Genomic DNA, 21,146 nt, shown 5'->3' on the forward strand with positions numbered 1-21,146 from the left:
GTGACGGCGACAACCGAGCTCACCTTCGAATCGACCTCGCGATACGCGCAGGTGCGGCCCGATCTGTGCCTGCACTATCACGAGGCCGGAGTCGGCAACGGCCCGACGATCGTAATGCTGCACGGCGGCGGGCCCGGCGCCTCCTCGTGGTCGAACTTCGCCCGCAATATCCCGGTGCTGGCGCGCGAGTTCCACGTGCTCGCCGTGGATCAGCCGGGATTCGGGCTCTCGGATAAGCCCACCGAGCATCCGCAGTACTTCGTGCACAGCGCATCGGCATTGCGGGATCTCCTCGACGCGCTGGAGATCACCGGACGCGTACACCTCCTGGGCAATTCGCTCGGCGGCGGTACCGCGGTGCGATTCGCGCTGGACTACCCGGATCGGGCGGGCAAGCTGGTGCTGATGGGTCCGGGCGGGTTGAGCGTCAACCTGTTCGCACCGGATCCGACCGAGGGCGTGAAGAACCTCGCGAAGTTCAATTACGAGCCGACCAGGGAAAACCTGGAGGCATTCCTGCGGATCATGGTCTTCGATCAGTCGCTGATCACCGATGAGCTGATCGAGGAGCGCTTCGCCTCGGCGAGCACGCCCGAGGCGCTGGCCGCGACCAGGGCGATGGGAAAGTCCTTCGCCGGGGCCGATTTCGAACAGGGCATGATCTGGCGCGACGCCTATAAGCTGCGCCAGCCGGTGCTGCTCATCTGGGGCCGGGAAGATCGGGTGAATCCACTCGATGGCGCGCTGGTGGCGACGAAGATGATTCCACGGGTGCAGCTGCACGTCTTCGGTGGTTGCGGGCACTGGGCCCAGCTGGAGAAGTTCGACGAATTCAACCGGCTGGCAACGGATTTCCTTGCCGGTGTGAAGGAGAAGTGATGGGCATTCGATCACTGGCGTATCTGCGCATCGAGGCCACCGATATGGCGGCCTGGCGTGAATACGGGCTCAAGGTGCTCGGCATGGTCGAGGGCAAGGGCAGCGATCCCGAGGCGCTGTATCTGCGCATGGACGACTTCCCGGCTCGGCTCGTCATCTCGCCGGGTGCGAAGGATCAGCTGCAGGTCTCCGGCTGGGAGACGGCCAACGCCGCTGAGCTGCAAGATATTCGGGACCGACTGGACGCGGCCGGGGTGCCGTTCAAGGAGGGCACCGCGCAGGAGAAGGCCGATCGCCGGGTCTACGAGTTGATCTCGTTCGAGGATCCGTCGGGCAACACCCTGGAGGCATTTCACGGTGCCGCACTGGAACATCGGCGCGTGGTCAGCCCCTACGGGCACCGGTTCGTCACCGGAGAACAGGGACTCGGCCACGTGGTGCTCAGCACCAAGGATGATGCGGCCGCGCTGACCTTCTACCGCGATGTGCTCGGCTTCCGGCTGCGCGATTCGATGCGGCTGCCACCGCAAATGGTCGGACGACCCGCCGACGGTGAACCGGCCTGGTTGCGCTTCTTCGGCTGCAACCCGCGCCACCACTCGCTGGCCTTCCTGCCCATGCCAACCCCCAGCGGCATCGTGCACCTGATGCTCGAGGTGGAGGGCTCCGACGATGTCGGGCTCTGCCTGGATCGCGCGCTGCGCAAGAAGGTGAAGATGTCGGCGACGCTGGGTCGGCACGTCAACGACAAGATGCTGTCGTTCTATATGAAGACACCGGGCGGCTTCGACGTCGAATTCGGTTGTGAAGGCTTGGAAGTCGACGATGACGACTGGATCGCGCGGGAGTCCACGGCGGTCAGCCTGTGGGGTCACGACTTCACGGTCGGACAGCGGCAGCAGTAGCAATGCGGGACAGGGCGAGCGGGGAGACGATGACGACCGACGAACATCCGGCGATCGACGGGCGACAGTTCCGAAATGTATTGGGGCAGTTCTGCACCGGCATCACGGTGATCACCACTTTCGACGCCGAGGGCGCCCCGATCGGGTTCGCCTGCCAATCCTTCGCCGCCCTGTCCCTAGATCCGCCGCTCGTGCTGTTCTGCCCGACCAAGACCTCCCGGTCCTGGGCGGCCATCGAACAGTCCGGCGGCTTCTGTGTGAATGTCCTCGCCGAGGAACAGCAGCAACTGTGTGCCCGCTTCGGTTCCCGCGAACCCGATAAGTTCGCCGAAACGAATTGGCACACTTCGGAACTGGAGCTCCCACTGCTGGACGATGCCTTGGCCACCATCCAGTGCAAGGTGGACAGCGTCGTCGACGGCGGCGATCACTACATCGTGATCGGCCGAGTACTGGCCCTGTCGGAGTCGACCAGCTCCGGCAGGCCGCTGTTGTTCTATCGCGGCCAGTACACCGCCATCGAACCGGATAAAACCGTACCGGCCCCGTGGCGGCATGACCTGGAGCATTTCCTTACAACGACGACGCTGGACACCTGGCTCTGAACATATGGCCCCGCCCCGGATCCGGGCGGGGCATATTTCACCCCGCCGAACGGGTGCTGCGGAAGGTGAGTGCGACGACGAAGGTCAGTGCGGCAATGACCACCGCTCCTGCGAAGGCGGCGGTAATGCCGCTGACCAGGGCGTGGTGTGCCGAACCTCCGGCATCACGGGCGGCAGTGCCGAAGATGGTGACCAGTATGGCGAGGCCGAGGGAGGCGCCGGTCTGCTGCAGGGTCTGCAGCGCACCACCCGCGGCACCGGCTTCGGTCGGCGCGACGCTGGACATGATGATCACGTTGAGCGGCGAAAAGGCGAGGCCGATACCGCTTCCCATCAGGATCATGGCGATGAATAGCATCGGGAAGTAGGTGCTGTCGACGGTCAGCCGGGTCAGCAGCACCAACCCGGATGCCATCAGCAGCGTGCCGATTACCGTCACCGGTTTCGGACCGAAGCGCGGTAGCAGCCGCGGGATCAGCCGGATCATGGTGAACATCATCAGCGCGGTCGGCATGAAGGCGAAACCTGTTGCCAGCGCGCTCAATCCGCGCACTTCCTGCAGATACTGGGTGAGGAAGAAGAACATCGACATACCGGCCATCGGGCCGAGGAACATATTGGCGTAGGCCGCCGCACGATTGCGATCGGCGAACAGTCGCAGCGGCAGCAGGGGCTGGGCCGTGCGCGCCTCGATGGTCAGGAAGGCGGCGATCAGTGCCGCGCCGACAGTCAGCCAGATATCGGTGCCCGCGTCGCTCCAGCCGTGCGATGCGGCACTGATGAAGCCGTAGACCAGCGCGGCGACACCGCCGGTCGCCGTGACCGCACCAGGCAGGTCGAGGCGGGCGGGCTGACGCGCGGCTTCTGGCAGATAGCGCAGCGCGAGCACAACGACGGCCAAGCCGAAGGGCACATTGATGAACAGCGCCGAGCGCCAGCTCAGCCATTCGGTCAGCAGGCCGCCGACGATGAGACCGATCGCGAAACCCGCACTCGACATGCCGGAGAACAGCGCGAGCACCCGCATCCGGGCCTTGGTTTCACTGAATGTAGTGGTCAGCAGTGCGAGGGTGCTCGGCCCGGCCATGGCACCGCCGATGCCCTGCACGACACGGGCGATGAGCAGCCAGGTGGCCGACGGTGCCAGTCCGCCCGCCAGCGATGCCAGCGTGAACAGAGCGGTACCGGCGATGAACAGGTTGCGACGACCGAACAGATCGCCCGCGCGGCCACCGAGCAACAGCAGACCGCCGAAGACCAGGGTGTAGGCATTCATCACCCAGGACAGATTTGTCGCGCTGAAGTGCAGGTCAGTGCGGATGCGCGGCAGCGCCACATTCATCACGGTGATGTCGAGGATGATCATCAATTGGCAGGTCAGCAGCGTGGCCAGCACAATGCCGGAGCGCAGCCGTCCGGCGCTGGAGATTGCGGGCACACGGGTGTCCGCGGACAAGGTGGTGGACAAAGAACGCTCCATCGAATGGGACTCAAACGGAGGGAGCCTCCGCTTCCGATAGAGCTATCATATGGAGGGTTCCTCCATTTACGCAAGCCTATCTGGAGGGTCCTTCCGTTTTCCAGTGGAGGGAATATGGCAGCACCGTCGACAGGACGGCCGATGCGCGCGGACGCCCGGCGCAACTATGAGCGGATCGTGACATCCGCTCAGCAGGCATTCGCCGAACAAGGCCCAGACGCCCCGCTGGAAGAGATCGCCCGCCGCGCCGGTGTCGGTATCGGCACGCTCTACCGGCACTTCCCGAGCCGCGAGGTGCTGGTGGAGGCCGTATACCGTTCCAGCATCGAACGATTGAGCGCCCGCGCCCACGAACTGCTCGAAACCAACTCGGCCGCCGCGGCTTTCGAAACGTGGCTGCGCGAACAGGTGCACTGGGTGATGGCCAACCGCAGTCTGGCGACCACCATGAAGGCCGGTATGGACAAGGGGTCACCGACCTTCACCCTGTGTCGATCGATGATCACCGATGCGGCGGCCGCGCTGCTGCAGGCGGCACAGGATTCCGGCGATATCCGTCGCGATATCGAGCCGCGCGATCTGCTCAGATTCGGCCACGGGATCGGGGTCGCCTGCGAAACGGTACCCGAGGCCGCCGATCACATGCTGGATGTGACGCTGGACGGTATGCGCGCGCGGAACTGAACGCGGAAAGCCGAGGTGTCGATCCCCATCCCATTCACACGGGACCAGCCGTTCTCGAGACGGTGACGGACGCCGGTCCGCATGACTTTCCGAGGTGAGGGTGGCGGAAAGACGAGGGCACGATCCCCAAGGCCGTTGGGCCTCGATTCGCTTAGCAAGCGATCCCAGACGCCCGTCTGGTTGACTTTCCCGGTCGTGCGCCCGGTAGGGATCGAACCTACGACCTTCGGATTAAAAGTCCGCAGCTCTACCAGCTGAGCTACAGGCGCATCGCGACCTCGACGGGAATCGAACCCGCGTCGTTCTGATCGACAATCAGAGTGCTCAACCAACAGAGCACGAGGCCAGGGATACCCGTTGAGAGAATTGAACTCCCATCTCCTCCGTATCAGAGAGGCGCTCTCCACCATTGAGCTAAACGGGTGTGACGCAGATCGGAATCGAACCGACGTGGTCCCTGAATGAAAGTCAGGTTGCCCATACCAGCAGAGCAACTGCGCCGCAGTGGGGACGGTAGGAATCGAACCTACCTGCCGAAGCACCTGATTTACAGTCAGGGTGAGCCACCAGGCCCATCATCCCCAGCGTGAAATACGCTGTCCCTATTGAGTTTTCGAAGACAATACGTGTGGTTGAACGAGTGGCCGACCGCAAAATCAAGAAGGGTCGCTCCCCGGCGTTTGCCTGGCGCGACCCGTTGCGACACAAGAGCTATGTCACGGACTGCACGCGGCGCTGGAAATGTCGTACGACGAAATACTCTGCGAGGCCGCAATTTCCAAGGCAGCATCGAACAAGCGCGGACGCCTCTCGAATTTCGCCTTGGTGATCATTGCCGGCCCTTCCCTCGAACTTCGCTATATCCAAGGTATGCACGGCTCCGCGAGCCCGCAACCGAATTAATCGCCCAAATAGGCTGTCGCACATCGCGTGGCCGTCGCGCATAGGTTGCATCCTCTGCGCGGTGTCCACTGGATATGCGAGCCGCCCCGTCAGGCGTGCGACGCGACCGCGCGGACAGACAAGGGGTCGAGTCCACTACGTGAGCGAGGTGCAGGTGGCGGAATCCGGCAATTCCTCTGCCAGGAAGACGGTTTGGGCCATCATCTTGAAGCCGGACATCTGTTCGCGGAAGACCTCGATGGACTCCTCCGGATGGACCGAGTCGATGACGGCGTGGGGGCCGATGGCATTGAACTGATGGCTCACGCTGCGGGGGATCTGCATATCGACGAAGGAGCAGGGCGGCACGACCAGGTTGTATCTGGTGCGGTGCAGGCCGGGTGGCGTGTCGGGAAGGTCGTCCTCGAATTGCTCGGGCGCGAAGGGCGTCACGCCTTCGACATCGGTTACCCGGAATGGCGAGAGGCTGCTCACCCGGATATTGGTGTCCGGACCGGTCATCATGCGCACGAAGCGCAGGCCGGTGTGCAGATGCATGCGCGAACAAATGCCGCGCTCCTCGGCATTGTAGAAATCCATGATGTATCGGTCGGCGAAGAAGCCATCGAAGGGCGACTCGATCATGTAGACGTCGCCCTCTTCGAAAGTCTGGGAACGGATGATGCCATCCGCGTCGGGCACGGTCGCGGCGCGACTCGCCTTCGCATTCCGGACTATCTGGGCGAAGGCATGCACGACCACCGCGGCGACCTCGGGCGGGAACTGCGCGACGGGTGTGACGACATTGCGTCCAGCGTCGACGAATTCGGCCAGGTCGTGGATCTCGTTCTCATCGTCGGCGTGGTGCTTGATTCGGGGATCGGACATTCGGCTCCTACTTCAACTCATGGCCCTACTTCGAAGGACCGCAACCACAGCTCCAACGACAGCACCAACCACAACTTGCCACCCTGCCGCGGCAACAGCGCACCGTCGCCGCGCAGCCACGACCGGATGGTGTCCTCGCGGAACAGGCCGCGCGCCCGCGCGGATGAGCCGAGCAGCAGATCATGTCCGAGCTCGCGCAGTGGTCCGGAAAGCCACTGCTGCACCGGAACTCGCATACCGCTCTTCGGGCGGTCCACGATGGTTGCCGGAAGTAGGTCGCGCACTGCCTGTTTGAGGATCCACTTTTCGCTGGTACCCGCGAGCTTGAACCGACCTGGTACGCGGAAGGCAAGGTCGATGACGGCGCGGTCGAACAGCGGTGCACGGCCCTCCAAACCGCTCGCCGCGGTGAGTCGTTCGACCTTGGTGAGAATGTGATGCGCGCCTTTGGTGCGCAGGTTTGTGTGCAGCAGTTGGTTCAGCAGGCCGGTCATCCGGCCCTGGCGCAGGTAGGGCGCGAGCAGATCGGTCAGTGGCGGTGCCGCTGCCAGTGCGGTCAGGACGTCGGGGCTCAGTAGGACCGGCAAGTCGCCATAGCACTTGCGGTAGCTGTCCAGATAAGCCAGCGCCCTGGCGTCCGGCGATGGGTCGTCACGGGACAATTCGAAGATGAGCATCGGCAGGTTTTTCGGGCCGCCGAAGACCGGGTCGCCGCCCTCGCCATTGAGAACAACCCGAATGCCGTCCGCGGCAACGGCTTCCGCGAGCAGTAGGTTGGGCACGGTAAGTGGGTCGCCGACCGGGCAGTCGAGTAACGAGACGGTCTCCGCCAGTCGTGACGCGACCGTTTCGCCGGGCACCGTAAGCACTCGGTGTTCGGTATTGCAGTGTGTGGCAACGAGTCCCGAGTATGCGAGTTCGTTCGGTGTGGCGCCGCCGAAGCTGATGGAATACGAGTGCACGCGCTGATCGTGCAGTTTGGTGGCGAGGGCGGTGACCAGACTGCTGTCGATGCCGCCGGAAAGCAGCACCGCGACCTCGTCGCCCGCAGGCAGTCGTCGGGCGACGGCATCCCCGAGCAGTTCGCGGAGTTCGAGTGCGTGGTCGGCGGCGGATCGAGTGTCCTCGACTTCGATTGGCTCCCAGTAGCTTTCCTCGGTCATCGTGCCGTCGCCGTGCAGGCGAACACAATGTCCCGGCAAGACCTCGTGGATGCCGCGCAGCAGTGTCTCGCGTCCTGGCAGGTAGGCGAAGGTGAGGAAGGATCGAACCGCGGGTAGATGCAGACCGGTCCGCAGTGTGGGCCACCGGTGCAATGCCCGCAGCGAGGTGGATGCGGCCCAGCCATTGCCTGCGCGTGCATGAAAAAGCGTGCGAGTGCCGACGTGATCGCGGATCAGTACCAGGTCGTCGCCGTCGGCGATGGCCAGTGCGAACATTCCGTCGGCGGCGGCGATTCCGTCGAGTCCGAAACGTGCGTAGCAGTGCAGCAGCAGCTCACCGTCTGTGCAGTTCGGCGGCATATCCGCGCCGAGTCGGGCGCGCAGCCCGGCCGCGTTGAACAGCGTGACCTCACCGACAGCGGTCAGCTCACCAACGGCGAAGGGGCCGTCAGCGATGCCCGGTCCGTCGAGCAACCCCAGCGCATAACGGCCGCTCACCGACACCGGGTCGCCGCCGACCGCTCGCACCTGACCGGCCGGATCGTCCGGCGTCGAGAATGCACACCAACGAGACATCGTTTCCCTCAGCCGAAATCGCCGCCGTCGTCCCCGCCGTCATCGTCCCAACCGCCGTAATCGCCGTCCCCGTCGCCGGAACTGGACGACTGTGCGGCGGCCTGGCGGCGCAACTGCTCCTCTTCCTCGGCACTCAGCGCATTCGGCGGCATGACCAACGCGCCGAGGAGCGCACCGCCCGCTACCGCGGCCAGAATGCCGCCGAGCCGACCACCGAACGAGGACCGATTGACGGTCAACATCCCGTCACCCCAGAGCGTGCGCCCGAATCCGGCCTCCCTGCCATAAAGCACGGATCCGTTGCGGTACACGCGCTTCACGATCTTCGGCCCGAGCCCCTCATCGGTCCCCGAGTTCCCCCGATCATCGCGCCAGGAGACCACTCCCTGCGCATCACGCGTCCGCCACTCCTGCCGCCCATCGGCATACCGCCGATGCACAGATCCGTCAGCAAGCAATTCATCGGTATACGTGATCTGCCGATGCTCCGGCACAACAATTCCCTTTCCCGCAGCGGACCAAGTCGGAAAGCCCGCGTCCCGGGCACAGCACAGTTCGATCGAAGGTTTCGCGGCGCATGCCTCCGGAAGGAGGCGGCGCAAAGCAGCGACGCCGGATGGATGGCGCACCTTCCGCGCGCAGTGGGTCGCTCTGACAAAGCAGTGCATGGTGCGTAGTAGCGAGACCGGGGCGACCGCATCCAGTTCGGTGCCGCGCCCTCGCGGCAGCCAGGCGCTCCCCGAAATCGACTTCTAGCGGCACCACGTGCGGCTGCCGCATGGCGTTGACAGACCTCATGCGCCGCGCCAGGTCAGAAAGCCCAGGTTCCGGGAACAGCGCAGTTCGATCGAGCGTTCGCGGCGCACGCCTCGCGAACGAAAAACCCGAAACTCCCCAAGATCGACTGGCATCGCACACGGCTGCACCACCATGCTGAGCGACCTCATGCTGCAGGCCAAGTCATGAAGCCCGTGGTTCGGGCGCGGCGCAGTTCGATCGAGCGCTCGCGGCGCACGCCTCGCGAACGAGACACCCAAAGCTCCGCCAAGATCGACTGGCATCGCACACGGCTGCACCACCATGCTGAGCGACCTCATGCTGCAGGCCAAGTCATGAAGCCCGTGGTTCGGGCGCGGCGCAGTTCGGGCAGGCTCGTTCGGGCCGGGCGAACCTCGCGGACGAGGCGGTGCACCGTGCGCAGTAGCGATGCCGGGCGCACCGCTTCGACTTCGACGAACCGGCCGCGGTTCAGCCATGCGCGTTCCCATGAGTCCAACTGCGCTGCCTGGGCACGCGGCACCGCGTTCGGGCGCTGCTCACCGCGCTGGCGCGGATCCACCTGCGCCGCTGTGGCACTCGACTCGAGGTCATGCAACTCTGCACTCTGCCACGAATCCATGCGCGCAGCCTCAGCACGCGGCACCGGGCGCGACTGTGTGCGCTCGCGCGGATCCACGTGCGTCGCCCGAGCATTCGAGGCAGAATCGGGGCCACCTTCGCGCCTGCTCGATTCGGCCTGCGCCGCTTCAGCTCTCGACTCAGGGTCGTGCAACTCTGCACGCTCCCGCGAATCCATGCGCGCGGTCTGGGCACGCGGCACCGGGCTCGACTGTCGGCGCTCGTACGGCTCCATGTGCGCTGCTCGCGCTTGCGATGCCGGGTCGTGGTGCGATTTTTCGCGTTCGCTCGATTCGGTCTGGGCCGCCCCGGCACCCGATTCGGGGTCTAGCAAATCTTCATGCGCGGTCTGAGCACTCGACTCCGAGCGATGCGACCCTTCGCGTTCTCGCGGATCAACGTGCGCCGCAATGGCACTCGGTATCGGGTGACGAAGGTAAGTCAGGTGCAAGATGCCTGCTTGACGGGGGCGTAGCCCCAAGGGGACTACTCGTACACCCTCAGGGATCTCGGTCAGGTCCGTCAGTCGGGCCGGGAAGGTGAGGCCACAGGAGCTTGCGTCGTGCAGGAGGTAGATGGTGCCTTCGGCTCGGGCGAGCATTTGGGCGATACCAGGATCGACGGGGAGTTCGGACGCACTCAAAATCGGACAGGCGGATTCCATCGGTAATCCGTTGGCGCGCAGCATCTCTGCTACTGAATCGGACTCGCAGACGAGTAGGCGGGGTAAGCCGTAGTCGAAGAGGTCTGGTTCGGGAGTGTGGAGTCCGGCGCGTGTGGTTCGGGGCGGGGTGGGAGTCAGTAGGCCCGGGAACGCTTGGCGGTCGAGCGCGGCACGGAAGGCGGCGTAGCTCAGTGGTGCGGGGACCGTGAAGACGAACCGGCCCGGCGCGCGATGTGTCGGCGCGAGTAGGCGGCAGAGCTCGTAATAGAGCTGACGCTCGGTGAATCGGATTCCGCTCGGGGCGGCGGCGCGGTCGGCGGCGATGCGTAGTAGCCGATCGAGTATGTGCTGCTTCATCGGGTCGGCCACGTGAGGAAACCTACCTCGCGGGCGCGGCGGCGATCCGGATCGACGGCATCCTCGACCCGCTCGACCGCCCGCTCCAGCACCGCCAGCAGCTTCGCGGGCGGGATCGCCGCGATCGGCGACCACCACCCCTCGCAGAGCCATTCGATCTCCGCGGCCGATAACGGTTCCCCATGCAGAAATGCGGTGTCCTGCGGCTGCGGCTCCCGCAACCGCAGCGCCGACGCATTGGCCGAGACCGCGCGCGGCGAAAGGCCGACAACCATGGCCCGACTCCCAAGTGCGACGCGTGCTTTCCCGGCCACCGCAATGCCAGCCGGGCTGGCATCGTGCAGCACGATCACCGGCACCTCCGGCGGCAGCTGATCGATGCGCGCACACAACGCCATGGACCAGGTCTGCGCCACATTGTTGGCGGCAAGGCAAGCGAGCACGCTGCGATCCGGGCACAAGACCGCCGAGCGCGGCCAGTCTATGGCCGGTGGGCGGACCTGCCCCTCATCGACCGAGCCGGGCGGCGGGCCACCGTAAATCGGCGTCCACCGACCGACCACCTCTCGGCGAAACATGTCGTACGACACCGGCATTCGCACCGTGGCCCGGCGCAGGAACCACGGCCGCGCCGCCCCGATTCCGACGAGGGCCAGCGCCGAAACCAGCACGGCGAGTGGGATCACCACCCCCGCCGGTGCCGCGCCACTCACCATCAGGAGAAAGGCACCCACCACGATGGCCACCCCGACTCCGATACGCACCCGCTTGAACACGCGCGCCGCATCCGGAACCTTCTTGCGCCCGGCCGCATACCAGAGCTGCACCAGCGTGTACCGCAGCCCACGTCCGTCACCGAGCCGCTCGGCGAGCTTGCGCATCCGAATATCGTGCAGCCCGAACGGACTTTCCTTCGGTTCGAGCGCGAACTCCCGCTTACATGTCGAACAGCGCCGACCACCGCGCTCTTTGCGCAGCAGATTCGCATTGCAATGCGGACAGATCACAATTCATGATCGCCGATTCCCCCACCCTCCGCGACCCCCGAATTCCAATATTCACCTGCCGCAAACCCAGTGGGCACCGCACACAAGCCGCAACGTCTGCGAGGCGTTCAACGGGTATGCGCCACCCCGCGCGCAAAAGGGCCGCGACCAAACCGATCGCGGCCTTCCGAGGATAAGGCGGAGGCCTCGCGCTCAACCTCCAGCGCGATATCGACCAGCTAGTCCTGCTGGCCGCCGCCAATTTGCGACTGCCCGCGCACCAGTCGAACCGCAGCCAGTGGCTCACGCAAACCCAGTGGGCGCCACACACAAGCAGCAAGGTTTGCGAGGCGTTTACCAGCTCTGCGACACCGTCGCGCAAAGGCCGCGCACCTGCTGGTACGCGGCCTTGTGGTCCTGGGATCAGGCCGAGACGGAGGCCTCGCGCTGGAGTTCCAGGGCGATATCGATCAACTGGTCCTCTTGACCGCCGACCAACTTGCGCTTGCCCGCGCGCACCAGCATTTCCGCCGCCGACACCCCATAACGCTCGGCCTGACGCTCGGCATGCTTGAGGAAGCTGGAGTACACACCCGCATACCCCATCATCAGCGCCTGGCGGTCCAACAGGCATTCCTGCGGCATGACGGGCCGAACCACATCCTCGGCGGCATCGGCGATCGCGAAGAAGTCGATACCGGTCTTGATCCCGAGCTTGTCGCAGACACCGACGAAGGCCTCGACCGGCGTATTACCCGCACCGGCACCGAATCGCCGTGCGCTGCCATCGATTTGCTTCGCACCGGCACGAATCGCGTAGACCGAGTTGGCGACCGCCAAGTCCAGGTTCTCATGGCCGTGGAAGCCGACTTGGGCGTCATCGCCGAGTTCGGCGACCAGCGCCGCCACTCGGTCCGAAACCTGTTCGAGCACAAGGGCACCCGCGGAGTCCACCACGTAGACGCACTGGCATCCGGCATCGGCCATGATGCGCGCCTGCTTGGCCAGCGCCTCCGGCGGCTGGGTGTGCGACATCATCAGGAAGCCAACGGTTTCCAGACCAAGTTCCCGCGCGAGACCGAAGTGCTGGATCGATACGTCCGCCTCGGTGCAGTGCGTGGCGATGCGGCAGATCGACGCACCGTTGTCCTGGGAGATCTTGATGTCCTCCTTGACGCCGACGCCGGGCAGCATCAGCACCGCGATCTTGGCCTGCTTCGCCGTCTCCGCGGCAATCTTGACCAGCTCCTGCTCCGGAGTATGCGAGAAGCCGTAGTTGAACGACGAACCGCCGAGGCCGTCGCCATGCGTCACCTCGATGACCGGCACACCGGCGCCATCGAGCGCGGTCACGATATTGCGCACATCGTCGGCGGTGAACTGGTGGCGCTTGTGGTGCGAACCGTCACGCAGCGAGGTATCGGTGACGCGGATGTCGAGTTCTGCGGAATATGCCATGGTTGAGCTCCTTTACACCCGGGCCGACAGAATCTGCTGTGCCATGACCTCGCCGACCTGGGTGGCGGCCGCGGTCATGATGTCGAGGTTGCCCGCGTAGGGGGGCAGGAAATCGCCCGCACCCTCGACCTCCACGAAGACCGAAACCTTCGCTATCCCACCGGAAACCACCGAGGGCGGATCGAATTGCGGATCGTTCAGCAGCCGGTAGCCGGGCACATACTTCTGGATATCGGCGACCATCCGATGCACGGAATCGGCGATCGCATCGGTATCCGCATCCTCGGGAATCGCGCAGAAGATGGTGTCGCGCATGATCATCGGCGGTTCGGCCGGGTTCAGAATAATGATGGCCTTACCGCGCTGCGCACCGCCGATCGTCTCCACACCACGCGAGGTGGTCTTGGTGAATTCATCGATATTGGCGCGGGTGCCCGGTCCGGCCGACACCGACGACACCGAGGCGACGATTTCGGCATAGGCCACCGGCACCACCCGCGATACCGCCGCGACGATCGGAATGGTGGCCTGACCACCGCAGGTGATCATATTGACATTCGGCGCATCGAGATTCGCCCCGACCAGATTCACCGGCGGCACCACGGCGGGCCCGACCGCGGCGGGTGTGAGATCGACAGCGCGAATTCCGGCCTCGGCGTACTTCGGCGCGGCTGCCCGATGCACATATGCCGAGGTCGCCTCGAATACCAGATCCGGCAGTTCCGACTGCGCGAGCAGCCAGTCCACGCCCTCGTGCGAGGTTTCCAGCCCGAGCCCGCGGGCGCGCTTCAAACCCTCACTCTCGGGGTCGATTCCGATCATCCACTTCGGTTTCACCGTGCTCGAGCGCAGCAGTTTGTACAGCAGATCGGTGCTGATATTGCCGGATCCGACGATCGCGGCGGTGACGGTCCCCGTTTCGGACACGGCAAGCCTCCTATTTGAATTGCAAACGGACAGAACCGAGTCCGGCGAACTCGGCATGGAACGAATCACCCGCGCGGGCATCGATGGCGCGGGTGCAGGAACCGGGCAGCACAATGTCGCCCGCCTTCAACCGCACCCCGAAACCGGCGACCTTGCGCGCCAACCAGGCCACCGCGATGACCGGATCGCCGAGCACCGCATCGCTGCGCCCCTGCGCGATCACCTCGCCATTGCAGGTGAGCACGGCGCCGATGGCCTTGATATCCAGGTCTTTCGGCGCGACCCGCGCCGCACCCAGGACGAAACCGGCCGAGGACGCGTTATCGGAAATGGTGTCGGCCAGCCCGATCTTCCAATCCTTGATCCGCGAATCGATCAATTCGATGGACGGCGCATAGGCGACCGTCGCGGCGAGCACATCGGCCTCGGTGCAATCTTCGCCGGGCAGGTCCGCGCCGAGAATGAACCCGACCTCGACCTCGACGCGCGGAATCAGATAGCGCGAGGTCTCGACCGGAACATCCTCGAAGACCTCCATATCCGCGAGCAGATGACCGTAATCGGGTTCATCCACACCCATCATCTGCTGCATGGCCAGCGAGGACAGCCCGACCTTGTGCCCGACCACCTTCGCGCCGCTATCGAGTTTGCGCCGGATATTGATCAGCTGAATCTCGTAGGCGTCGACGACATCGATATCCGGATGCCGGGCGATCAGCGGGTCGATGCCGACCCGATCGCGCTCGGCGGCCTCGAGTTCATCGGCCAGTTCGATTCGTACCGCGTCGGACAGCACGCTAGTTTCCTTCCACTGTTGTCGCTTCGGGCACCGCGGCCCGCGAAAGCACTTCGGCGCCTGCCGCGAATCTGCCCGCACGCCGACCGGAGAAAATGCAGTCGGCCAGGGACAATCCACTGACATAGGAGTCCGAGCAGATACCAACGGCCGTCCGCCCGGCCGCGTAAAGGCCGGGAATATCGGTCCCGGCAGTGGATTTCACCGCTCCGGTGTGCTCATCGACGACGACACCGCCGAGGGTGAGCATCGGGCACGGATTGACGACGCTCGGTTTGATACCAACATCCAACAGCCAGAACGGCCCCGCTCCCACGGTTTTGGTGAATTCGGCGGGCTTGCCGACCGGATCGGGTGCACCGTTCGCGATGGCGGCATTGTGCTCGGCGACCGTGGCGCGCAAACCGTCCGCGTCGATACCGGCCTTCGCCGCAACAGCATCCAGAGTTTCGCCACGCACGGCATTGCGCCGCATCGCCTCGAATTGTCCGCGCTGGAACCAGGCCGACTGCGTCCGAATCTGCGATATCGCGGTGCGCATGAGTTGGTCGTCGGCGAGCAACCAACCCTTGCCGCCGTGCTCGGTGATCAGCGCGTGGCCGACCGCCGCGCCGTAGCGGGTCTCATCGATAACCCGGCGACCGCCCGCATCGACCAGCACTGAACCGGTAAAAGCGCTGGGCGGCAAGATGAATCGCCACGCCGAGATATTGCCCATCCGATCCGTCGCCGCACCTACCTGCTCGGCCATCCGGATGCCGCTGCCGTCATCACCGGTGGTGCCGAGCGCGAGTCCGCCGCGGTATTGCGGCCCGTATTCCCGCAGCATCTCCCGATTCGCGATGAATCCGCCCGCGCTCAGCACCACACCGCGACGGGCCCGAATCCGAAGTCGCGTGCGGTACAGGCGATCCAACCTCGCGAGCTGACGCTCCATCGCCTTGCGCAGCGGCGGATAGTAAATGCCCGGTTTGGCAGCGATTTTCGCCATCCGGTTGTAGCGATCCCTGATCCGCCCGGGAGCGTCGCGCAGTGACTCACATTCGACGCCGATCACGGTGCCGTTGTCATCGGTGATCAATCGCGTTGCCTGCGTGAGGGTTTCGACGCGAACCCCACGCCGTGATGCCGAAGCGGCGAGCGGGCCGGTGAGCTTCTTTCCGGACGTGCCCCTGCCCTTGACCCGATGTCCGCGCTGCGCGGGCGTCGCGACCTCGCGACCGTAACCGGAGACCTCACTACCGGAGTAATACAGGTAGTAGCTGTCATTCGGATACGACGTCTTGTACGGACACAGCGACGCCTCGAACGGCACACCGTGGCCCTTCAGCCACTCGATCATCGCCGGACTCTCGTCCACGAACCGCCGCAGCGTCTCGGGCGTGACCGCCGCGCCCACCTCACGCTCGAGATAGGCCAGCATCTGCTCCGGCGTATCGCGCACACCGGCCTCGTGCTGTACCGAGGTACCACCGCCCGCGTAGATGATGCCGCCCGACAACGCCGACGCTCCGCCACCCACGAAACGCTCCAGTACCAGCACCTGCGCACCCGCGTCGGTTGCTTCCAGCGCGGCCGCGGCTCCCGCGGCGCCATAGCCCACGACGACCACGTCGGCGGTCAGGTCCCAATCCAGGCCCATGTACATCACTCCGGTCAGAAACTGAAACAAGTTTTCTCGACGAATGGCACGCCGAGCGCGTCTTCTGCCACTCAACATAGACCAAATGCGGTCCCATTCTATAACGTGTTCTACATGACTGATCCGGTTAACGATCCGCACAGCTACGACGTGGTGGTGGTCGGCAGCGGTGCCGCCGGGATGACCGCCGCCCTCGCCGCTGCCCACCATGGGCTGAGCGCGGTGATCATCGAGAAAGCCGCACATTACGGCGGGTCGACCGCACGCTCCGGTGGTGGCGTGTGGATCCCCGGCAACAAGGCGCTGAAGGCATCCGGCCGTCCCGACGACCGCGAGGACGCCCGCACCTACCTGCACAGCATCGTCGGCGACGTGGTGCCGAAGGACCGGATCGACACCTACATCGACCGTGGCGCGGAGGCCTTCGACTTCGTCCTCGACCACACACCGCTGAAGATGAAGTGGGTGCCCGGCTACTCCGACTATTACCCGGAGGCCCCCGGCGGCCTCGGCCAGGGCCGCTCGTGCGAACCCGCGCCGTTCAATGCCAAAATCCTCGGCGAGGAGCGGTTCAACCTGGAGCCGCCGTATGCCAAGGCCCCGCTCAATGTCGTCGTCATGCAGGCCGACTTCGTCCGGCTCAACCTGATCCGTCGCCATCCCAAGGGCATCATGCGGGCCATGCGAGTCGGCGCGCGCACCTACTTCGCCAAGTGGACCGGCAAGCACATCCTCGGCATGGGCCAGGCGATTATCGCTGCCATGCGCAAGGGACTCATGGACGCGAATGTGCCGCTGCTGCTGAACACGCCACTGACCAAGCTCATCGTGGACAACGGCATGGTTACCGGCGTCGAAGCCGAGCACAACGGCCAGACCGTGCGGTTCACCGCCAAATACGGTGTAGTGCTCGGCAGCGGCGGCTTCGAGCACAATGCCGAGATGCGCACCAAATACCAGCGCCAACCCATCACCACCGACTGGACTACCGGTGCGGTCGCCAATACCGGCGACGGCATCACTGCCGGGATGGAAGTCGGCGGCGCGGTCGACTTCATGGAGGATGCCTGGTGGGGGCCGACCATCTTCAAGGGCGGCAAGCCCTGGTTCGCGCTGGCCGAGCGGAATCTGCCCGGCACCATCATGGTCAACGCCGACGGTAAGCGATTCGGAAATGAGTCCGCTCCTTACGTCGAGGCGGTGCACACCATGTACGGCGGCGAATACGGGCAGGGTGAGGGTCCGGGCGAGAACATCCCCGCGTGGCTGGTGTTCGACCAGCGCTACCGGAACCGCTACATCTTCGCCGGACTGCAGCCTGGTCAGCGGTTTCCGTCCCGCTGGATGGAAAACGACCTGATTGTCAAGGCCGACAGCCTCGCGGAGCTGGCCACGAAAATCGGCGTACCCGGCGAAAATCTGACCGCGACCGTCGAGCGGTTCAACAAGTTCGCCGAAACCGGTAAGGACGAGGATTTCGGCCGCGGCAACAGCCACTACGACCGGTACTACGGCGATCCGACCGTCAAGCCGAATCCGTGCCTCGCGGGTCTGGTGCAGGGCCCGTTCTACGCGGCCAAGATCGTGCCGGGTGACCTCGGTACCAAGGGTGGTCTGGTCGCCGATACCGCCGGACGGGTGCTGCGCGAGAACGGCAGCGTAGTCGAGGGCCTGTATGCCTCCGGCAATAGCGCGACCCCCGTCATGGGTCACACCTACGCGGGCCCCGGCGCGACCATCGGCCCAGCGATCACCTTCGGCTACCTGGCGGTGCTCGATATCGCCGAACGCAAGAAGCAGCAGTCGACTGAGGCCACCGTTGAGGCATAAGCGCGGGTCGTCCGTCTCACCGAGCGGACGCCACCTTGCCCGCAGCCACGCGACCGCCGCACGATCGATCCGAGGCAATTGCCACAAGGGCCTCGGATCGTTGGGATACGCCCACGACAGGTCTCCCGCGTAGCGCGGCTGGTCTGTCCACAAGCATTCACAAGGAGAACTCGATGCCCATCGACCCGAAAATCGCACTCGGCGCGGAGCTCCCGAGCGGGGAGTTCACCTGGACGCCGACCGAAGTGCAGTTGTACCACTTGGGCCTCGGGGCGGGCGCACGCTGGACCGATCCAGCCGAACTACGCTACGTCGACGACCGCGACCCGCAGGTGCTGCCGACCTTCGCGACCGTGGCGCCTACCTTCCACGACACGGAACCGCCGAAGGTGCGGTTCCCCGGCATAGATATCGATCTGGCGAAGGTCGTGCACGGCCACCAGGAGATCGAAGTACACCGCCCGATTCCCGCCGCGGGCAAGGCGACCATCACCAGGCGCATCACCGAACTCTGGGATAAAGGGTCCGCCGCCGTCGTCGTCCAGGAACATACGATCACCGGCTCCGACGGCGAACCGCTCTGGACCGCCCGCTCATCCATCTTCGCCAAGGGTGAGGGCGGTTTCGGCGGCGAACGCGGACCGAGCACCAAAGCCGAACTCCCCGACCGCGCACCGGATTTCGACGTCACCACCCCGACCCAGCCCCAGCAGGCCCTGCTGTACCGCATGTGCGGCGACCGCAACCCGCTGCACTCGGATCCCGAATTCGCCCGCGCCGCAGGCTTCCCGAACCCGATCCTGCACGGCCTGTGCACCTACGGCATCGTCTGCAAAACGGCCACCGACACCGTGCTCGATTCGGATGCCAGCCGCGTCACCGGCTTCCGCGCCCGCTTCGCCGGCGTCCTCTTCCCAGGCGAAACGATCCGCACCCGAATCTGGCGCACCGACGGCGAGCTCATCATCAGCGCCACCGTCGCGGACCGCGACGACGCCCCCGTCCTCGCCGACGTCAGCCTGCGCTTCACCTGAGCACTCTGTTGGTCGTCTGTTCACCGGTGTGTTGACGGAGCCAACCATCAACACACCGGCACACTTCCAAGCCAAGGCCACGGCGACCAAACGCATGCGCTGGGCTCGAGGGTCCCATCGATGCGAGTCGAATGGTCGCTCGCGGCCAGTCCCTCGGCGACTGTTCGACTACCCTCGGCGCTGGTGCACGGCAGTCGGGGCGGATGCTTTATGGGTTCGATTGGGCAGTGTCGGTGTTGCGGACTCGTTTGATTGCTACGCCCTGGATTACCAGGGCGTACAGCAGGGTCACCAGGATTGGGGCGGCGATCGGAACCCAGGCCAAGCGCAACGGGAGCAGCGCCGCGCCGACAGCCACCGCGGAAAATGCCACCGCACCGGTGACGGACGGGACCGTGGTCGGCACAACGCCAACCGGCGCGGCGACGGTCGCGGTATTCAGCAGATAAGTCGTGGCCACCAAACCTGCTGCGGCGGCGGCCAGTACACCAGTGTCCGCCGCGGCGAGCACCCCGACCGCCAGGAGCACCGCGCCGACGGCGGGCAGTCGGAACCACCAGCCAGCCACCACCAGTGCCGCCGCTGGAATACCCGCCCATGGCGTCATCAACGTCACCGAGGTCACCAGAAGCACCCCGGACAGAATGGCAAGGAATCGAATCATCGGCGCACCCTTACGGTTCGGCGATGCTCGGGGATCAATCGCATGACCTGATCCAGTCGCGCGCCTTCGGTCCAGGCGACGATATCGACGCCGACCGCCCCCATATCCCGATACATCGAGGCGCGCTCCAGATTCCACATCCGAGCCAGGGTCGGATCGAGATCTTCGTGGAAGGGCGTGCCGCGCAGGACATCGACGACCACCACCACATGTCCGCGCTTACGCAAATCGATCAGCGCCAGCGCGAACTGGGTGTCCAGCAAGGTGGAGAAGGCGACGATGATCGCACCCAGCGGCACGGCAGCGTGCGGCGCCAAGGTGCCGGTGGTTGGAATGTGCTCATCGCCGACATCCAGCACGGTATCCACGATCCGATAGAACTGCCGCCGCCCGATATCCGGGCGCAGCCAGCGCGGGGACTGGCCGAGGCAGACCACCGCGGTGCGGTCGCCGGCCTGCAGCGTCGACTGCACCACCTGCGCGGCACCGCGCACCGACAGCTCGAGCGAATCGGTGGCCGGGCCCGGTGCCTGCTGCGAAGTATCCACCAGCACAACCACATCCGCCGATCGGTTGGTCAACCGCTCGGTGACATATAGTCGCCCGCGCCGCGCACTGACCGGCCAGTTCACGATGCGCAGCTGATCGCCGGGCGCGTAGGCGCGAATATCGGCGTACTCCACGCCCGGCCCGTGCTTGCGGGTGAGGTGGGTGCCGAGCCGTTCGGGAAGTTCGGTGCGCGGCAACTTCATTCGCTGCGGATCGGTGATCGGGTAGACGAACAGTTGCCCGGCGGGCAGCACCGCGGCGGCAACGGACAGTCCCGCCGGGCTCAACGCGGTGACCCGCACCGATAGCGGATAGCGACCCCAGCGGTCCGCCGTCAGAGCCAACCGCAGCCCGGCGGGCGCCGTCCCGGAATCGATCGCCTCCTCGATGTCGACCCCGAGTCCCGCGGACTTCTCCGGCTTCAACCGAAGCAACGCGTGACCCGATTCTACGAAGGCGCCGATCGTGGTCACGACCTCCTCCGTCTCGAAGCACCGCAGCGTGGCGCCGCCGTCCACCTGGATCCGGGTCTTGGACTGCTGCCACGGCGCGGTGGCAAGCACACCGAGCAGCGGAGCCGCGAAGACGACCAACTGCCAGCGCCCGAGCACCACCGCGAGTAGCAGTGCCACGGCCGCGCTCACCGCCAGCATGAACACCAATGGCGCTGGACGCCAGCGCAATTCGGCCTCGACGGCGGCGCTCACATCCCGATGCCGCGCACCGCCCGCCATCGGCTCGTCCCGGGTCGGCGGTCGCGACGCTGCCGCGTTCGCCGC

General features: G+C 65.3%; 18 protein-coding genes and 5 tRNA genes. 6 read left to right on the forward strand and 17 right to left on the reverse strand.

What is annotated here, in order from left to right:
* The 3 genes from hsaD to hsaB are packed head-to-tail and all read left to right on the forward strand — an operon-like array spanning position 1 to position 2,389.
* Entirely contained in the window at positions 1 to 879 is an 879-nt protein-coding gene (hsaD, locus tag ACQP2U_RS39480) for a 4,5:9,10-diseco-3-hydroxy-5,9,17-trioxoandrosta-1(10),2-diene-4-oate hydrolase (RefSeq protein WP_433712259.1), read from the forward strand.
* A complete protein-coding gene (hsaC, locus tag ACQP2U_RS39485) occupies positions 879 to 1,784 on the forward strand; it encodes an iron-dependent extradiol dioxygenase HsaC (RefSeq protein ID WP_433712260.1) in 906 nt (301 codons plus the stop codon). The genes hsaD and hsaC overlap by 1 nt, the downstream gene beginning before the upstream one ends.
* Before the next feature lie 29 nt (positions 1,785 to 1,813).
* Positions 1,814 to 2,389: a 3-hydroxy-9,10-secoandrosta-1,3,5(10)-triene-9,17-dione monooxygenase reductase subunit gene (hsaB, locus tag ACQP2U_RS39490; protein ID WP_433712261.1), complete on the forward strand. Its 576-nt coding sequence runs from the start codon at positions 1,814 to 1,816 to the stop codon at positions 2,387 to 2,389.
* Positions 2,390 to 2,426: 37 nt separating this feature from the next.
* Here hsaB and ACQP2U_RS39495 read toward each other — a convergent pair whose 3' ends face one another.
* Positions 2,427 to 3,857: an MFS transporter gene (locus tag ACQP2U_RS39495; RefSeq protein WP_433712262.1), complete on the reverse strand. Its 1,431-nt coding sequence runs from the start codon at positions 3,855 to 3,857 to the stop codon at positions 2,427 to 2,429.
* Between the two features lie 126 nt (positions 3,858 to 3,983).
* Here ACQP2U_RS39495 and ACQP2U_RS39500 point away from each other — a divergent pair, with 126 nt between their 5' ends.
* Positions 3,984 to 4,553: a TetR family transcriptional regulator gene (locus ACQP2U_RS39500; RefSeq protein ID WP_433712263.1), complete on the forward strand. Its 570-nt coding sequence runs from the start codon at positions 3,984 to 3,986 to the stop codon at positions 4,551 to 4,553.
* Between the two features lie 196 nt (positions 4,554 to 4,749).
* On the opposite strand, the gene ACQP2U_RS39505 is transcribed toward ACQP2U_RS39500, so the two are convergent.
* The 14 genes from ACQP2U_RS39505 to ACQP2U_RS39570 form a co-directional block, all read right to left on the reverse strand.
* Positions 4,750 to 4,822 (reverse strand) — tRNA-Lys (locus ACQP2U_RS39505).
* A 4-nt stretch (positions 4,823 to 4,826) separates the two neighbouring features.
* Positions 4,827 to 4,899 (reverse strand) — tRNA-Asp (locus tag ACQP2U_RS39510).
* Positions 4,900 to 4,904: 5 nt separating this feature from the next.
* Positions 4,905 to 4,977, reverse strand: a tRNA-Ile gene (locus ACQP2U_RS39515).
* 1 nt (position 4,978) lies between these two features.
* Positions 4,979 to 5,054, reverse strand: a tRNA-Glu gene (locus ACQP2U_RS39520).
* 4 nt (positions 5,055 to 5,058) lie between these two features.
* Positions 5,059 to 5,136: transfer RNA gene (locus ACQP2U_RS39525), tRNA-Tyr, on the reverse strand.
* A 455-nt stretch (positions 5,137 to 5,591) separates the two neighbouring features.
* Positions 5,592 to 6,323 carry a hypothetical protein gene (locus tag ACQP2U_RS39530; RefSeq protein ID WP_433712264.1) on the reverse strand — a complete coding sequence of 244 codons (732 nt, stop codon included), beginning with the start codon at positions 6,321 to 6,323 and terminating at the stop codon, positions 5,592 to 5,594.
* A 17-nt stretch (positions 6,324 to 6,340) separates the two neighbouring features.
* Positions 6,341 to 8,062: an asparagine synthetase B family protein gene (locus tag ACQP2U_RS39535; RefSeq protein WP_433712265.1), complete on the reverse strand. Its 1,722-nt coding sequence runs from the start codon at positions 8,060 to 8,062 to the stop codon at positions 6,341 to 6,343.
* 8 nt (positions 8,063 to 8,070) lie between these two features.
* Positions 8,071 to 8,556 carry a hypothetical protein gene (locus ACQP2U_RS39540; protein WP_433712266.1) on the reverse strand — a complete coding sequence of 162 codons (486 nt, stop codon included), beginning with the start codon at positions 8,554 to 8,556 and terminating at the stop codon, positions 8,071 to 8,073.
* 599 nt (positions 8,557 to 9,155) lie between these two features.
* Positions 9,156 to 10,493, reverse strand: a complete 1,338-nt coding sequence (locus ACQP2U_RS39545) for a hypothetical protein (protein WP_433712267.1) — start codon at positions 10,491 to 10,493, stop codon at positions 9,156 to 9,158.
* Positions 10,478 to 11,362, reverse strand: a complete 885-nt coding sequence (locus ACQP2U_RS39550; protein ID WP_433712268.1) for a hypothetical protein — start codon at positions 11,360 to 11,362, stop codon at positions 10,478 to 10,480. The genes ACQP2U_RS39545 and ACQP2U_RS39550 overlap by 16 nt, the downstream gene beginning before the upstream one ends.
* A gap of 528 nt (positions 11,363 to 11,890) precedes the next feature.
* Positions 11,891 to 12,925, reverse strand: coding sequence for a 4-hydroxy-2-oxovalerate aldolase (gene dmpG, locus ACQP2U_RS39555; protein ID WP_433712269.1), 1,035 nt, complete (start codon positions 12,923 to 12,925; stop codon positions 11,891 to 11,893).
* A gap of 12 nt (positions 12,926 to 12,937) precedes the next feature.
* Entirely contained in the window at positions 12,938 to 13,852 is a 915-nt protein-coding gene (locus ACQP2U_RS39560) for an acetaldehyde dehydrogenase (acetylating) (protein ID WP_433712270.1), read from the reverse strand.
* A 10-nt stretch (positions 13,853 to 13,862) separates the two neighbouring features.
* Positions 13,863 to 14,648: a 2-keto-4-pentenoate hydratase gene (locus ACQP2U_RS39565; RefSeq protein WP_433712271.1), complete on the reverse strand. Its 786-nt coding sequence runs from the start codon at positions 14,646 to 14,648 to the stop codon at positions 13,863 to 13,865.
* A 1-nt stretch (position 14,649) separates the two neighbouring features.
* Positions 14,650 to 16,290, reverse strand: coding sequence for an FAD-binding protein (locus ACQP2U_RS39570; protein WP_433712273.1), 1,641 nt, complete (start codon positions 16,288 to 16,290; stop codon positions 14,650 to 14,652).
* 105 nt (positions 16,291 to 16,395) lie between these two features.
* Here ACQP2U_RS39570 and kstD point away from each other — a divergent pair, with 105 nt between their 5' ends.
* The gene (gene kstD / locus ACQP2U_RS39575) at positions 16,396 to 18,120 is read left to right on the forward strand and encodes a 3-oxosteroid 1-dehydrogenase (RefSeq protein ID WP_433712275.1); all 1,725 of its coding nucleotides are present in this window, start codon (positions 16,396 to 16,398) and stop codon (positions 18,118 to 18,120) included.
* 173 nt (positions 18,121 to 18,293) lie between these two features.
* Positions 18,294 to 19,154, forward strand: a complete 861-nt coding sequence (locus ACQP2U_RS39580) for a MaoC/PaaZ C-terminal domain-containing protein (protein WP_433712276.1) — start codon at positions 18,294 to 18,296, stop codon at positions 19,152 to 19,154.
* Between the two features lie 208 nt (positions 19,155 to 19,362).
* On the opposite strand, the gene ACQP2U_RS39585 is transcribed toward ACQP2U_RS39580, so the two are convergent.
* Positions 19,363 to 19,818, reverse strand: a complete 456-nt coding sequence (locus ACQP2U_RS39585; protein ID WP_433712278.1) for a hypothetical protein — start codon at positions 19,816 to 19,818, stop codon at positions 19,363 to 19,365.
* Positions 19,815 to 21,101 (reverse strand): DUF58 domain-containing protein, encoded by a 1,287-nt coding sequence (locus ACQP2U_RS39590; protein ID WP_433716735.1) that lies wholly within the window; start codon positions 21,099 to 21,101, stop codon positions 19,815 to 19,817. The genes ACQP2U_RS39585 and ACQP2U_RS39590 overlap by 4 nt, the downstream gene beginning before the upstream one ends.
* Positions 21,102 to 21,146 lie beyond the last annotated feature (45 nt).

The sequence above is a fragment of the Nocardia sp. CA-084685 genome (assembly GCF_050955785.1).
In the GTDB taxonomy this organism is placed as follows: Bacteria; Actinomycetota; Actinomycetes; order Mycobacteriales; family Mycobacteriaceae; genus Nocardia.